Annotated in this window: 15 protein-coding genes; 14 read left to right on the top strand and 1 reads right to left on the bottom strand. The window is 44.4% G+C overall.

Annotated elements, in window-relative coordinates; genetic code table 11:
- Positions 1-74 precede the first annotated feature (74 nt).
- From BN1002_RS12030 to BN1002_RS12020, 3 genes are all read left to right on the top strand, one after another.
- Positions 75-668: a lipoprotein heptaprenylglyceryl N-acetyltransferase LhaT gene (locus BN1002_RS12030; RefSeq protein ID WP_231575029.1), complete on the top strand. Its 594-nt coding sequence runs from the start codon at positions 75-77 to the stop codon at positions 666-668.
- Positions 669-822: 154 nt separating this feature from the next.
- Positions 823-1,617, top strand: a complete 795-nt coding sequence (gene ypjB / locus BN1002_RS12025) for a sporulation protein YpjB (protein WP_048825251.1) — start codon at positions 823-825, stop codon at positions 1,615-1,617.
- A 60-nt stretch (positions 1,618-1,677) separates the two neighbouring features.
- Entirely contained in the window at positions 1,678-2,352 is a 675-nt protein-coding gene (locus BN1002_RS12020) for a zinc metallopeptidase (RefSeq protein WP_082036219.1), read from the top strand.
- Positions 2,353-2,405: 53 nt separating this feature from the next.
- Here the strand turns inward: BN1002_RS12020 and BN1002_RS12015 are convergent, their stop codons facing one another.
- A complete protein-coding gene (locus BN1002_RS12015; protein ID WP_048825249.1) occupies positions 2,406-3,278 on the bottom strand; it encodes a YitT family protein in 873 nt (290 codons plus the stop codon).
- 194 nt (positions 3,279-3,472) lie between these two features.
- On the opposite strand from BN1002_RS12015, the gene BN1002_RS12010 reads away from it, so the two are divergent.
- The 11 genes from BN1002_RS12010 (at position 3,473) to dinG (ending at position 14,400) form a co-directional block, all read left to right on the top strand.
- Positions 3,473-3,799, top strand: coding sequence for a nucleotide pyrophosphohydrolase (locus BN1002_RS12010; RefSeq protein ID WP_048825248.1), 327 nt, complete (start codon positions 3,473-3,475; stop codon positions 3,797-3,799).
- 18 nt (positions 3,800-3,817) lie between these two features.
- Positions 3,818-4,618, top strand: a complete 801-nt coding sequence (gene dapB / locus BN1002_RS12005; RefSeq protein WP_048825247.1) for a 4-hydroxy-tetrahydrodipicolinate reductase — start codon at positions 3,818-3,820, stop codon at positions 4,616-4,618.
- An 11-nt stretch (positions 4,619-4,629) separates the two neighbouring features.
- Positions 4,630-5,049: a methylglyoxal synthase gene (mgsA, locus tag BN1002_RS12000; protein ID WP_048825246.1), complete on the top strand. Its 420-nt coding sequence runs from the start codon at positions 4,630-4,632 to the stop codon at positions 5,047-5,049.
- On the top strand, positions 5,042-5,749 hold the full coding sequence (bshB1, locus tag BN1002_RS11995; protein WP_048825245.1) for a bacillithiol biosynthesis deacetylase BshB1: 708 nt from the start codon (positions 5,042-5,044) through the stop codon (positions 5,747-5,749). The genes mgsA and bshB1 overlap by 8 nt, the downstream gene beginning before the upstream one ends.
- Before the next feature lies 1 nt (position 5,750).
- Entirely contained in the window at positions 5,751-6,878 is a 1,128-nt protein-coding gene (gene bshA / locus BN1002_RS11990) for an N-acetyl-alpha-D-glucosaminyl L-malate synthase BshA (protein WP_048825244.1), read from the top strand.
- Between the two features lie 10 nt (positions 6,879-6,888).
- Positions 6,889-8,088, top strand: coding sequence for a CCA tRNA nucleotidyltransferase (locus tag BN1002_RS11985; protein WP_048825243.1), 1,200 nt, complete (start codon positions 6,889-6,891; stop codon positions 8,086-8,088).
- Positions 8,073-9,059, top strand: a complete 987-nt coding sequence (locus BN1002_RS11980; RefSeq protein WP_197072791.1) for a biotin--[acetyl-CoA-carboxylase] ligase — start codon at positions 8,073-8,075, stop codon at positions 9,057-9,059. Before BN1002_RS11985 ends, BN1002_RS11980 begins: the two co-directional genes overlap by 16 nt.
- 240 nt (positions 9,060-9,299) lie before the next feature.
- Positions 9,300-10,136: a 3-methyl-2-oxobutanoate hydroxymethyltransferase gene (panB, locus tag BN1002_RS11975; RefSeq protein ID WP_048825241.1), complete on the top strand. Its 837-nt coding sequence runs from the start codon at positions 9,300-9,302 to the stop codon at positions 10,134-10,136.
- Positions 10,133-10,978: a pantoate--beta-alanine ligase gene (gene panC, locus BN1002_RS11970; protein ID WP_048825240.1), complete on the top strand. Its 846-nt coding sequence runs from the start codon at positions 10,133-10,135 to the stop codon at positions 10,976-10,978. The genes panB and panC overlap by 4 nt, the downstream gene beginning before the upstream one ends.
- Before the next feature lie 36 nt (positions 10,979-11,014).
- Complete coding sequence (gene panD, locus BN1002_RS11965; RefSeq protein WP_048825239.1) at positions 11,015-11,398, top strand: aspartate 1-decarboxylase; 384 nt, start codon at positions 11,015-11,017, stop codon at positions 11,396-11,398.
- A gap of 215 nt (positions 11,399-11,613) precedes the next feature.
- The gene (gene dinG, locus BN1002_RS11960; protein ID WP_048825238.1) at positions 11,614-14,400 is read left to right on the top strand and encodes an ATP-dependent DNA helicase DinG; all 2,787 of its coding nucleotides are present in this window, start codon (positions 11,614-11,616) and stop codon (positions 14,398-14,400) included.
- Positions 14,401-14,501 lie beyond the last annotated feature (101 nt).

Below are 14,501 nucleotides of genomic sequence, written 5' to 3'. Positions count from 1 at the left end.
TTTTCTTCTTGTTCATTTTTAAGTCTTTTTATGGTAATATCAACACATAAATGAACTGTAAAGGCGGAAATCTTGTGGCAAAATGGATTTATCCTATCCTGGCGTACCGGCCGTTTTTATGGCTTCTATTGATCGTCAATATTGCCGGGACGGTTTACGGGTATGTTTGGTACGGCTGGCAGCTGAAGGAAACCCCAGCGAAGTTTCTTGCATTTGTGCCCGACAGCCCGACAGCCAGCCTGTTTTTTGTATTTGTTATTGCCGCCTTTCTACTAAAAAAGAATTGGCCGCTAATGGAAACGCTTGCCCTAGTGACTTTATTCAAGTATGGGATTTGGGCGGTTGTCATGAATCTGCTCGTATATGTTGTGACGGGAAATTTGGGCTGGATTGGCTGGATGTTGGTGCTTTCCCATTTTGCAATGGCCGTCCAGGGCCTTCTGTATGCTCCATTTTATAAAATGAAAAGCTGGCATCTAGTTGTAGCGGGGATTTGGACATTGCATAATGATGTTATTGATTATGTGTTCTTTATGATGCCAAGGTATGAAGTTCTGCATCTTTACACACAGCGGATTGGTTATTTTACCTTTTGGCTTTCGATCGCATCACTTTTCATTGCCTGGTACCTTTGCATTAGAGAAAATCGGTTTAAACTGGACCTTTGATAAGTTTTGGCTTCATTCGATATGAATATAATCGGCGGCAAATGACCAGCATTTTCAAGCGGGCAAAAAATAATATGGCAATCACCGGGGGGACAGGTTCTAGACTTGTCCCCCTTTTCATACATTCTTACTAGTATGAGAGGGGTGGCTATGAATGAAGCTGAAATGCTTGCTGATAATTTTAGTTATTTTCATATTTCCTGTAAACGCCTTGGCAGATGGCCAGCCTGCTGCTATTGTGAAACTTGATTCCATTTCGGATGATGCTTTCCAAATGGTAAAGAACCAGCGGTATGCCGAGGCCCAAAAGCTTCTAAATTACTTTTCTGAGCAATTCGACGGGATGAGCAGCGACCGTCTCCATTTTTCCCTTGATGAAGCTCGCATTATCACAGTGTCCCACGATGAAGCCCTGGAGGCATTAGCAAGCCCCGCGGCGGCACACCAGGAAAGGCTCAATAAAGTAACTCGGCTCCGGCTTGTGATGGATGCCCTGGCCACTTCGAGTGAACCTTTGTGGACAGAAATGGAAGACAGTGTCATGAGCACTTTTGCCAAAGCTAAAAAATCTGCGCTCGAGGGGAATAGTGAAGCGTATCATACAAATGTAAATTCTTTTTTGTCGCTCTACAACCTTATTTACCCGAGCATGAAAATCGACCGTTCGGCAGAAGATATCCAAAGGCTAGATGCGAAAGTGGACTTTCTTCAAGATTATAAGCCGTCGGGGTCTATAAGAAAGGCTGAAATGGAAGAGTTAGAGTCGCTTCAAGCCAGCCTCCAAGCGATATTTGATGGGATAGAGGAGGATGAAGCCGATCCCTCCTTATGGTGGGTCATCAGCTCGACAGGCAGTATTATCATCCTGACCTTATCGTATGTAGGTTGGAAAAGGTTTAGAGCTGATAACGAGCAGGCAAGAAAGCGCTCAAATGAGCTAAAAGATTGACTTGGATTGCCTTCCTTAATAGAATTTATACATCAAGATATGTCTTTAGGAGGTTTCTTCATGTTCATCCTGTATTTTGCGTTGATCATCCTTATCCCCCTCTGGGCTCAAATGAGGGTGAAAGGAGCTTTTAATAAATATTCAAAGGTCCCCTCTTCATCAAGGAAGACGGGAGCAGAAGTAGCGAGGGAAATCCTTCAGGCCAATGGTATCTACGATGTCAGGATTGAAGAAGGCAGAGGCTTCCTGAGCGACCATTATGACCCCCGGGCAAAAGCGGTACGGCTGTCCCCTGATATTTATCATGGCCATTCCCTGGCGGCGACTGCTGTGGCGGCACATGAAATCGGCCATGCCATTCAGGACCAGCAGGATTACACATTCCTCAGGTTCAGGCACGCGCTAGTTCCTGTCGCCAATCTCGGCAGTAATTTTTCTTGGATATTAATCCTCATCGGTATGCTGACACAATTTACTGGTATGTTTGCTCTCGGTATTGCCTTCATGGCAGCAGCGGTCTTGTTCCAAATCGTCACTCTCCCAGTGGAGTTCAATGCTTCGAGCAGGGCGATGGACCAGGTAGTCGCGCTTGGAATTATCCGGAATGAAGAGGAGAGGGATGCGAAGAGAGTCCTTGATGCGGCAGCCTTAACTTATGTCGCCGCAGCGGCAATCGCTGTCCTGGAGCTATTGAGGCTCATCCTCATTTTTACCGGTATGAACAGAAGTGAATAAAAGCGAAAACAAAAAGAGCGGACTATTCCGCTCTTTTTCGTTATAACCAATTATCATATTTCGAATGGATTTTTGTTCGCATCCAGTGTGAATCCTTCCCCCAGAACATCATGGACAGCCGTCACAGAAACAAAGGCGTGAGGATCCACCGAGGTAATGACATTTTTCAACCTGATAATTTCGTTTTTTGGAACTACACAATACAGTACTTCCCGGTCGTTTTTTGTAAAATAGCCGTAGCCTCTCAAAACGGTAACACCACGTTCCAGTTCGCCCATGATTTTTTCGGCTATTTCAGTATTCTTCTCCGAAATGATCATTGCTCCCCTTGCGGAATATGCCCCTTCAGCCATTACGTCAATTACCCTCGCACCGACAAAGACTGCGACAAGTGTATACATTGCCTCCCGGTAACCCAAATATGTAAGCATCGAGGCGATAATAACTAGTGCATCAAACAAAAACATCGTCCTGCCCATGCTGATTCCCCAATATTTCTGCACTACCCTTGCGATGATATCCACCCCGCCGGATGTACCACCGAACCTGAAAATTATTCCGAGACCCACTCCGATGCATACGCCTGCGAACAGGGCGGCCAGAAGCAAATCGTTTGAAAGAGGCATGTTGATGGGAACCTTCTGAAAGATCCACAGGAATACAGATACCCCCACTGTTCCGATTACGGTATAAATAAAAGATTTGCGCCCGAGAAGCTTCCAGCCCAGAAAAAAGAGCGGAATGTTTATAATAAGATTCGTATAGGCGGGGTTGAATTTAAACAAGAAATAAAGGAGAATTGTTATCCCAGTCACTCCTCCTTCCGCAAGCTTGTTCTGGATATTAAAATTTACGATTCCAAACGACATAATCGCCGTACCGAGCAATATTAGTAAAATGTTTTTCACTTTAAGGCCCATTATCATTTTCTATGCCTCCCAGCCAATATTTACCCTTTGCCAAAGCGGCTTTAATTATAGCGAATAATAGTTAATAGGGCAATTTTCATAACAAGTAACGAACGAAAAAATATTTGTAAATGATAATTTTTTTGCTAACATGAAAGTTATAGCCTCGAAACAATCATCCAAAACAATATATAACCTGATGGGGTGGTAAAATGAAAAGTGATAAAACAATAAGGGAGCTTCAAAAAGAAGTGGACGCGCACATCAGCCAGTATAAGGAAGGATATTTCAGCCCGCTGGCTATGATGGCAAGGCTCACTGAGGAGCTTGGCGAACTTGCCAGGGAAATTAATCATTATTATGGTGAAAAACCAAAAAAACAAACCGAAAAAGAAAAGACAATTGAAGAAGAACTCGGGGATGTGTTATTTGTCCTTACTTGCCTTGCCAATTCACTGAAGATTGACCTTCAGGACTCACATGATATGGTGATGGAAAAGTTCAGGACGAGAGACAAAGACCGCTGGACAAAAAAATAATGAGAAGGTGTGATGGAGATGGGAAAAATCAGAGTCATCATTGCTGGCCCGCGGGGCAGGATGGGGAGTGAAGCGGTCAGAATGGTTGAGGAGACTCCTTCATTTGAACTAGCAGCTGTTCTGGACAGAAAGAATAATGGGCGCAAACTGAGTGAAATCGGTCACTTTTTCCAAGGGGAAGTACCGGTGTTTTCCGATATAGAAGACTGCCTGCAATCGGTCAAGGCGGACGTCTTAATTGATTTAACGGTGCCCGAAGCCGGCATGCATCATGCCAGGACTGCCCTGGCCTATAATGTCCGTCCAGTTGTCGGGACGACAGGATTCAGCAGTGAGGAACTCCAGGAACTTCAAGGGCTCGTCCGAGAAAAGGGAATTGGCTGCATCATTGCTCCTAACTTTGCCATTGGCGCTGTATTAATGATGAAATTTGCGAAAATGGCTGCCAAGTACTTTGAGGATGTTGAAATTATCGAAATGCATCATGACAGAAAACTCGATGCTCCTTCAGGAACCGCGGTCAAAACAGCCCAGCTGATTTCTGAAGAGCGCAAGAAGAAAAGCCAGGGCCATCCCGAAGAGAAGGAAACAATGGAGGGAGCGAGGGGGGCAGACTATGAAGGGATGAGGATCCATTCCGTACGCTTGCCGGGACTGATCGCCCACCAGGAAGTTTTATTCGGCTCGGAAGGACAGACGCTTAAAATCCGGCATGATTCCTACACAAGGGCCTCGTTTATGACAGGGGTCAGGACTGCTGTGGAAACCGTTATGAAGATCGATTCGTTCGTATATGGCCTGGAAAATATTATGGAATAGGTGGAATAGCTGTGAATATTGCCTTAATAGCCCACGATAAAAAGAAAGATGATTTAGTACAATTCGCCGTGGCATACAAAGAGATTTTTGCAAGACATTCATTATTTGCCACCGGGACAACCGGGAAACGTATTTCAGAAGCAACCGGACTTGAAATCCATCGTTTTCAGTCAGGGCCATTAGGCGGTGACCAGGAAATTGGAGCGATGATCGCAAAAAATCAAATGGATTCTGTCTTTTTCTTCAGGGACCCTCTTACCGCACAGCCGCATGAACCAGATGTCAGCGCGCTGCTGAGGCTTTGTGATGTTTATTCTATTCCACTTGCGACCAATATGGGAACAGCAGAGGTATTAATAAAAGGGATTGAAGATGGGCATTTGGACTGGAGAATGATAGCGAAGGAAAATTCAGGTGGAAGCAATGTCTGACCAAGTACATATCCTTGCTTTCGGAGCTCATGCGGATGATGTTGAAATCGGCATGGGCGGAACGATTGCAAAATATACGGCGCGAGGAAAAAAGGTTGTAATCTGTGATTTGACTCTTGCTGAATTATCCTCTAATGGAGATGTGGAAACAAGAAAAAAAGAAGCTCAGGCTGCTGCTGGAATACTTGGTGCAGAGAGGCTTGGCTTGAGTTTACCAGACAGGGGCCTTTTTTTGCAGCAGGATTACATTAAAGTCATCGCAAACGTAATCAGGGAGTATCGCCCGAAATTGGTGTTTGCTCCTTATATTGAAGACAGGCACCCGGATCACGGAAATTGTGCCCGCCTTGTAAAGGAAGCTGTCTTTTCAGCAGGAATCAAAAATTACGATACAGGCCATTCACATGCGCCTCATAAGGCTGAGAATCTTTATTATTATATGATAAATGGTTTTCACAAACCTGATTTCATTATAGATATTTCAAAATATATGGACCTGAAAAAAGAAGCATTAAATGCCTATCTAAGCCAATTTACCAAAAATTCTTCCAGCTTCGACACTCCGCTAGTAAACGGCTATATCGAGACGCTGGAAGCAAGGGAAAAGGTATTTGGATGGCAGGCCGGATTGGAGTTTGCAGAAGGGTTCATATCCGATTCTCCACTCCTGCTCGATTTGGATTTATTAGGAGAAAAATAAAATGAGGAAACTAAAGATAGGAATAACGTGCTATCCTTCCGTCGGAGGGTCGGGAGTCATCGCCACTGAATTAGGCAAACTTTTGGCTGAAAAGGGTCATTCTATTCACTTTATCACTTCAAGCATGCCTTTCAGGCTTCAAAAAATGTACCATAATATTTATTATCATCAGGTTGAGGTGAACCAGTACTCCGTTTTTCAATACCCTCCATATGATATCGCGTTGGCAAGCAAAATGGCAGAGGTTGCAAATCAGGAAGAGCTTGACCTTCTCCATGTCCATTATGCAATCCCGCATGCAGTTTGCGCGATTTTGGCACGGGAAATGAGCGGCAGGGATCTGAAAATCATCACTACCCTCCACGGGACTGATATTACTGTTCTCGGCAATGATCCCTCACTTACTGAGGCAATTAAATTCGGAATTGAGAAGTCTGATATTGTTACAGCTGTTTCCGATTCACTTGCCGGCCAGACTGCTGATTTGATTCATCCAGACAAAGAAATAGAAACGGTTTATAACTTTATTGATGAAAGGATTTATCAGAAAAACAGCGAAACAGATTTAAAGGAAAAGCTGGGAATAGCCAATCATGAAAAAGTAATCATTCACGTTTCTAATTTCCGTCCGGTTAAAAGGGTCGGGGATGTAGTGAGGGTTTTTAGGGAAATATCCAGGTCCATTCCAGCCAAACTACTGCTTGTCGGAGATGGCCCGGAAATGAGAAAAGTCTCCAGGCTCGTTTCGGATATGGGATTGAGGGAAAAGGTTATCTTTCTGGGCAAACAGGAAAATGTTGATGAATTGTATTCCATCAGCGATTTAATGTTCCTTCTTTCAGAAAAAGAAAGCTTCGGGCTGGTCGCTTTGGAGGCTATGGCCTGCGGAGTTCCTTGTATCGGCACAAATATAGGAGGGATTCCTGAAGTAATAAGACATGGCGAAAACGGGTTCATTTGCCCTCTTGGTGAAATTAGCGTTATGGCAGCGAAGGCACTAGAACTACTTCTAAATCCAGACCTTCATAGGAAATTTTCGAGTGCTGCTGCAGACGGTGTCAGACAAAGATTTGCGGCCAGTAAAATCGTTAAACAATATGAGGACCTTTATTACAAATTGCTTGGATAGGATGAGTGAAATGGAAAAACCTTTTTCTTCCGCATTGCCGGTTCTTGATGCCATTCTTAACGCGGGATTTGAGGCGTATTTTGTTGGAGGGGCTGTCAGGGACCATGTTCTTTCCAAACCTGTGGATGATATTGATATCGCCACCTCAGCCCGCCCTGAAGAAATAAAGAATATTTTTAGCAAAACCGTGGACATCGGAATCGACCATGGAACCATCCTTGTACTGCATAAAGGAAATTCATATGAAGTGACCACTTTCAGAACAGAGTCAGGCTATAAGGATTTCCGCCGGCCCGATAAAGTGGAGTTTGTATCTAATTTAAATGAAGATTTAAAGCGGCGTGATTTTACGATGAATGCCATGGCAATGGATAAGGAGGGGAATCTGCTCGATCCGTTTGGCGGAAGGGAAGATATTGAAAGTAGGCAAATCAAGACCGTTGGGAAGCCTTCTGAAAGATTTGGTGAAGATGCCCTCCGGGTGATGCGGGCAACAAGATTCGCAAGCCAACTCGGTTTTACTATTGAAGCTCAAACCTATTCATCCCTGGCTGAATCCGCCCATCTACTAAAGCACATCGCGGTTGAAAGGAAAAGGGTGGAATTTGAAAAGTTGTTTTTAGGAGCAAATAGGAAAATAGGACTCGGCCTACTTTGTAGCACGGGGATGCTCCAATATCTCCCCGGCTTATCCGGAAAAGAAGCTGAATTGCAAAAGATGATTGATTGTAAGGTGGAAATTTTGGGGCTAAATGAAATGTGGGCCCTTTTATTGCAAAGTATTGATGCTGTAGATAAAGAAGCTGAATCCATTTTGCGAGAGTGGAAACTTCCGTCCAGGCAAATAAAAGAGATTTTGGACATTTTTAAATATTTTCGCTTTAGGCTGAAAAATGAATGGGATGCATTATCCTTGTTCAATGCTGGCAAAAACGGAATTGCTTCAGCGGAAAAGCTCATTATGGCGACATCATCAGGCGATTTTGCCAACAAGGTAGATGAATGGCTTTCCCGATATGACAGCCTTCCGATCAAAAGTCGGGATAAATTAGCCGTTTCAGGCGGTGACCTGCTCCAATGGTACGGGAAAAATGGAGGGCCATGGGTAAGGGATATGCTGAATACCGTTGAAAAAGCCGTGCTGGAAGGAAACGTGGCAAATGAAAAGGATACAATAAGGGAGTGGCTCTTGAGGTGCAATCAGAAATAAGGAAAAAACTTATTGATGCTTTCACGGAAGCTGGTGGAGGCTATTTGTCGGGACAGGCATTGGCAGACGTCATCGGCTGCTCAAGGACAGCAGTCTGGAAGCATATAGAAGGGCTGCGTGAAGAGGGGTTTGTGATAGATGCGGTAAAGAGGAAAGGCTACCGCATTGCGGGAACACCGCAAGCCTTATCTCCAGATGAAATCAGACTTGGCCTAAAAACCGAATTCATTGGCCAAAAGGTATATTATTATGAGTCGGTCGCCTCTACTCAGAAAATTGCCATTGACCTTGCGTCAGAAAATGCTCCTGAAGGTACCCTCGTCATTGCCGATGAACAAACTTCCGGCAGAGGGCGCATGGACCGGAAATGGCATTCTCCAAAATCCACTGGCATTTGGATGAGCCTTCTTGTCCGTCCCGAAATTCCGCCCCAGCAAGCCCCCCAGCTTACATTGCTTACGGCTGTGGCGGCCGTAAGGGCTATTGAGGAAGCAGCCGGGATTACTCCTGAAATAAAATGGCCCAATGATATTATGGTGAATGGGAGAAAAATCGCCGGAATCCTTACTGAATTACAGGCAGAGGCGGATAGGATACATTCTGTCATCATTGGGATTGGTTTGAATGTAAACCAGAGCAGTAGTGACTTTCCGGAGGAATTAAAGGAAATTGCTACTTCCCTGTGTGTGGAAACAGGAAGCCAAATTCACCGGGCGAACATGATCCAGGAGTTTTGTGTACAATTTGAAAAACTGTATTTATTGTACTTGGAAAAAGGCTTTTATCCGATTAAGCTGCTTTGGGAAAGCTATGCAAAAGGAATCGGCTCCGAAATACGCGCCAGGACATATAGAGGCGTTATCTTTGGAAAAGCTTTGGGAATTACCGATGAAGGAGTCCTCCAGATTGAAGATAAAGATGGAACTATCCATAAGATTTACTCTGCAGACATCGATTTCCCCCTTTCCTAGTTTTTTACGGTGGCGAAGGAAAGGGGTTATTTGCTATAATTCGATTGGGCGGTATCCAAGTGAACTGCACCTTAAGCCAGGACAATTAAAAATGGTTTCTGCCTAGATCCGTAAAGGACCGGGACAGAGGGATGGAACATACTTGAAAAATCGGGATCCTCTGCCTTCAGCTGGATCTTTTTCTATGCTGTCGGCGAACCCGTTATGTCCCCTCTTCCAATTAAGAAGGAGGATTATTGGATGAAGCAAACTACAGATTTTTTGAAAATGAAGGATGCTGGTGAAAAAATCGCAATGCTGACAGCATACGATTACCCATCAGCCAAGACAGCCGAGCAAGCGGGGGTTGATATGATTCTTGTCGGGGATTCCCTTGGCATGGTTGTGCTGGGTTACGAAACGACGGTCCCTGTAACCATAAATGATATGGTTCATCATGCCAAAGCGGTCCGCAGAGGGGCCCCTGATACGTTCGTGGTTGTCGACATGCCCTTTATGAGCTATCATATCTCAACTGCGGAGACTCTTGTGAATGCAACAAGAATCATCCAGGAAACGGGTGCCCATGCCGTCAAGCTGGAGGGAGCGGAAGAAGTCCTTGGCAAAATCAAGGCACTGACAACGGCCGGAGTGCCAGTTGTCGCCCATCTTGGCCTGACTCCCCAATCTGTGGGTGTCCTAGGCGGTTATAAAGTTCAGGGGAAAGATGCCGCGGCCGCGATAAAATTAATAGAGGATGCCCTACGTTGCGAGGAAGCCGGAGCATTTGCCCTTGTCCTTGAGTGTGTCCCTAAACAGCTGGCGGCACAGGTATCAAGGAAGCTGTCCATTCCTGTCATCGGTATAGGGGCGGGCGTTGGGGTAGATGGACAGGTTCTAGTCTATCATGACCTTGTTGGATATGGTTCCGGGCGTGTGCCAAAGTTTGTAAAGCAGTACGGCCAGGTCAGCCAGGATATTACCGGGATGATTGAAAACTATATTTCCGATGTCAAAAGCAGCCTTTTCCCTGAAAAGAGCCATACATTTACGATGAAAGAGGAAGAGCTTCAAGCTCTTTACGGAGTAAAAGAATGATAACAATTGAACGCATCGCAGAAATGCAGAAAACCATTTTAAAAAAGAAAAGGGAAGGGCTATCGGTTGGCTTTGTGCCAACAATGGGATTCCTTCATGAAGGCCATTTATCGCTCATCCATAAAGCAAGGGCTGAAAATGAAATAGTTGTAGTCAGCATTTTTGTGAATCCACTCCAATTTGGGCCAAATGAAGACTTTGAGGCCTATCCAAGGGATCTTGCACACGATAGTAAACTTGCAGAAGGTGCCGGTGTCGACTTTCTCTTTACACCATCTTCACGGGAAATGTATCCCGGGGAACCATCTGTCCGGGCAGTTGTGCAAAAGAGAACGAATGTCCTTTGCGGCAAAACTAGGCCCGGGCATTTTGATGGAGTCGCTACTGTTTTAACAAAACTATTCCATATCATTCTTCCTGACAGGGTTTATTTTGGGCAAAAAGATGCACAGCAGGTTGCAGTTGTCGAAGGGTTGATCAAGGATTTAAACTTCCCAATTGAACTCGTCCCAGGTGAAACAGTCCGGGAGCAAGATGGATTGGCAAAGAGTTCGAGGAATGTCTTTCTTAATCGCCGCGAACGGCAGGAAGCGGCTGCGCTCCATATGAGTCTTGAAGCAGCACGTGCAGCGATAGAGAGCGGCAAAAGAAACCCTGAAACGATCAGAGAGCTCATTACCATGATGATTGAGAGCCAAACTAGTGGAAAAATTGATTATGTTGAAATATACAGCTACCCGGAATTGGAGCCGCTGGAAGAATTAAAAGGCCAGTTTATTGTGGCGATCGCTGTCCGGTTCTCTCAAGCTAGGCTTATAGACAACATGATTTTTAATCTTTGACCCCGGTTTTAACAAGGGGATTTGGAGGAGTAAATAATGTTCCGCACCATGATGAACGGAAAAATCCACCGTGCACGCGTAACAGAAGCGAATCTTAACTATGTCGGCAGTATTACGATCGATGAAGATTTGCTCGATGCGGTTGGAATGACAGCTAATGAAAAAGTCCAGATTGTCAACAATAATAACGGCGCCAGGCTTGAAACGTATATCATACCTGGGGAGCGGGGAAGCGGTGTCGTCTGCCTGAATGGAGCTGCCGCCAGGCTTGTCCAAGAAGGTGACGTTGTCATCATTATTTCTTACGTCCTCGTCCCGGAAGAAAAGGTACCCTTCCATCAGCCGAAGGTTGCGATCATGGATGAGAATAACCACATTGTTGAACTTATCCATGCCGAGCCTGCAAATACCATTATGTAATTCAAGAAAACTCCCGACGCAGGGGGTTTTCTTTTTAAAATGCAACCGCCGTTGCTTGAGTGCTGGCCACTCAGGAGACAGGACTATATGATTGCATTAACAGATGGGGAATTGCATGTCATACAGTTGCGTTTGTTTTTCATATCAGTCTGCTTTTTATTTTTCTGTTTTTATGGTACGGTTTGTTTTGTAAGAATAGTTGGGGTGTTTAGAGAATGGCGAAAAAATTCGTAGTAGTAGACCTTGAAACGACTGGAAATTCACCAAAAAAAGGCGACAGGATTATTCAAATAGCTGCCGTCGTTATTGAAGGTGGAAAGATTTCCGACACGTATACATCCCTATTAAATCCTCTTCAACCCATACCACCGTTTATTAGCGAATTGACAGGCTTGTCGGACGATGATGTTAGTGAAGCCCCATTGTTTTCGGAAATTGCCCCGAAAATTTCTTCTTTGCTAAAGGACGCCTACTTTGTAGCCCATAATGTCTTATTTGATTTGGGCTTTCTTCAGGAAGAATTAATACTTTGCGGGGAAGAATCATTTGCTGGGCCGGTACTGGATACGGTTGAAATGGCCCGTTTCCTTAAGCCTTCCGCAGACAGTTATAAACTGGCGGACCTTGCTGCTGGCGAAGGGCTTTCCCATGATAGGCCCCATCAGGCAGATAGCGATGCCACTGTTACAGCCGAACTGTTCCTTCTATTTCTTGATAAATTAAAAAAACTTCCCGAAAAGACACTCGGGCAGCTTGCCCTGCTGTCTGAAGGGTTAAAAAGCGATATCCATTTGCTTCTTCATTCAATTGGTTCCATAAAAGTGACGGATAGGGGCACCTTACCTGATTCCATCGTTTATGTGAATGGCCTGGCCATTAAAAAACAGGAAAGGCAGATGGGCGACAAGACATCAACAGAAGCTTCATTGGAATATCCTTGGAGCGATTCAGATAAACAGAAGTTTTTTAGCCAATCGCCTTATCGGCTTGTTAAACGGGAAGGGCAATTTGAAATGATGGATGAGGTTTTCCATTCTTTTCAAAATGGTACACATGCCCTAATAGAAGCGGGTACAGGTATTGGAAAGTCACTTGGCTACCTTTTCCCGGCAGTTTATTTTTCAAGGCTGCATGCAGTCCGCGTAATCATTAGCACATATACAATCCAGCTGCAGGAACAGCTGCTTGCCAAAGAAATACCCCTGCTGTCTGGAATGGTTCCATTTTCTTTTAAGTCAGCTATGTTAAAAGGAAAGAACAACTACATATCGTTAAGCAGATTTGCCAAAAGCCTTGAGGAAGAGAATGACAATTACGATATTGTCCTGGCAAAAATGCAAATATTAATTTGGCTTTTGGATACGGACCATGGAGACAGGGATGAACTGAATCTTTCAAGCGGCGGCCAGCTTTATTGGAATACAATCAGGAATGAAAAAGGAATTCTTCGGGAACAAGACCCATGGCATGAGCATGACTTTTATAATAAAGCCAGGAAGAAGGCTGATGAAGCAGACATATTAATTACAAATCATTCCTTACTTCTTTCTGATGTCGAATCCGGAGGAAATGTCCTTCCTGCCTATTCATTTGCAATTCTTGATGAAGGCCATCATTTTGAAAAAGCATCGGCGGGCCATTTAGGCATCCGGCTGGATTATTTAAGCATCAGGTTGGCTCTAAACCAATTTGGACTATATGAACAGCGGCAACTTTTCTATAAAACAGTCTCGGCCCTTTCACAGTTCCAGAACGGTAAGAAGATGCAAATCCAGCATATAAATGATTTGTTTGCCGATACCTTATACGATCTTGATGAATTCTTCAAAATATCGATTGCTTACGCTTCTAAGGCAGCAAAGAAGAACTCTTCCAAAAAGCTGAAGGCTGTCATATATCGGCATGAGCACAATAGGGAGTGGCAGGCACTTAATAACGCCTCTGAACGATTAATATTCCGGTTAAGGGATTTATCAGGGATTGTTCAATCAATGTATGATAAGGCCATAGTGCTTCCCGGGCGGTCATCTGCCACGTTGGGGACCGAATTGGCGGCATACAAGGAAGAACTGGAAGGGTTGCGGGCAAAATTTACTGGGGTATTTACTTCGGGTGATGAATTTGTGAAATGGGTGGAAACAGATCTCAGAGTGCCGCAAAATGCTACCGAAATTTTCGCGATGCCGGTAACTGTTTCCGAAACCTTATCTAAAAAATTCTTCTCCCTTAAGAAATCGGTTGTTTTGACATCAGCAACCTTGACAGTCAATCAATCATTCAGTTATATGATTGAAGCTTTGGGGCTTGAACCAAGATACGTAAATACAATTTCAATCCCGTCCCCCTTTAATTACAAAGACAATGTCAAGCTGTTCATTTCCAGTGATGTTCCGGAAATCAACTCGGTTTCACAGGACTCTTATATAGCGGAGGTTTCCGCCAGGATCATCTCTATTTGTGAGGCTGCAAAAGGCAGGCTCCTCGTGCTGTTTACTTCACATGATATGCTAAAAAAGACTTTTGAGCTTGTGAAAGAGAGTGGGCTTCTTCCAGAGTACGCCCTGATTGCGCAGGGCATCACGGGCGGAAGCAGATCAAGGCTGACCCGTAACTTCCAGAAATACGATAAGGCTGTCTTGTTTGGGACTAATAGTTTTTGGGAAGGAGTCGATATTCCCGGGGAAGGTCTTTCATGTCTCATTGTTGTCCGTCTACCATTCAGTTCCCCGGATGAACCGCTGACTAAAGCAAAATGTGAACAAATCGAGAAAAATGGAGGAAGGCCTTTTTCGGAATACTCACTTCCTGAAGCGGTTTTACGATTTAAGCAAGGTTTCGGCAGACTGATTAGAACTGATGAAGACAGAGGGGTTATTGTCATCTTCGATAAACGGATCGGGGCTTCATCGTATGGGAAGGTATTTTTACAATCAATACCTGAAATACCTATAAAAAAGGCTGATATTGAAGAACTTGTCAATGAAATTGAAAAATGGCTTTGATAATACGGCATTTAAACGATTAATGTTTTTTACTATTGCCTTAAATCCTTGATATAATGAGGAAAAACGGTCCGCATAAGGCCGTTCCGAACATCGCATTG

Source organism: Bacillus sp. B-jedd (assembly GCF_000821085.1).
GTDB lineage: Bacteria > Bacillota > Bacilli > Bacillales > Cytobacillaceae > Bacillus_D.
This window is presented reverse-complemented; position numbering and strand designations above follow the sequence as displayed.

Bases quoted from the DNA above. Each gene is read 5' to 3' on its own strand.
- bshA (WP_048825244.1), top strand. From the start codon at position 5,751: ATGAGGAAACTAAAGATAGGAATAACGTGCTATCCTTCCGTCGGAGGG.
- BN1002_RS12020 (WP_082036219.1), top strand. From the start codon at position 1,678: ATGTTCATCCTGTATTTTGCGTTGATCATCCTTATCCCCCTCTGGGCT.
- BN1002_RS12010 (WP_048825248.1), top strand. From the start codon at position 3,473: ATGAAAAGTGATAAAACAATAAGGGAGCTTCAAAAAGAAGTGGACGCG.
- dapB (WP_048825247.1), top strand. From the start codon at position 3,818: ATGGGAAAAATCAGAGTCATCATTGCTGGCCCGCGGGGCAGGATGGGG.
- panB (WP_048825241.1), top strand. From the start codon at position 9,300: ATGAAGCAAACTACAGATTTTTTGAAAATGAAGGATGCTGGTGAAAAA.
- BN1002_RS11985 (WP_048825243.1), top strand. From the start codon at position 6,889: ATGGAAAAACCTTTTTCTTCCGCATTGCCGGTTCTTGATGCCATTCTT.
- panD (WP_048825239.1), top strand. From the start codon at position 11,015: ATGTTCCGCACCATGATGAACGGAAAAATCCACCGTGCACGCGTAACA.
- ypjB (WP_048825251.1), top strand. From the start codon at position 823: ATGAAGCTGAAATGCTTGCTGATAATTTTAGTTATTTTCATATTTCCT.
- bshB1 (WP_048825245.1), top strand. From the start codon at position 5,042: ATGTCTGACCAAGTACATATCCTTGCTTTCGGAGCTCATGCGGATGAT.
- panC (WP_048825240.1), top strand. From the start codon at position 10,133: ATGATAACAATTGAACGCATCGCAGAAATGCAGAAAACCATTTTAAAA.
- BN1002_RS12015 (WP_048825249.1), bottom strand. From the start codon at position 3,278: ATGATAATGGGCCTTAAAGTGAAAAACATTTTACTAATATTGCTCGGT.
- dinG (WP_048825238.1), top strand. From the start codon at position 11,614: ATGGCGAAAAAATTCGTAGTAGTAGACCTTGAAACGACTGGAAATTCA.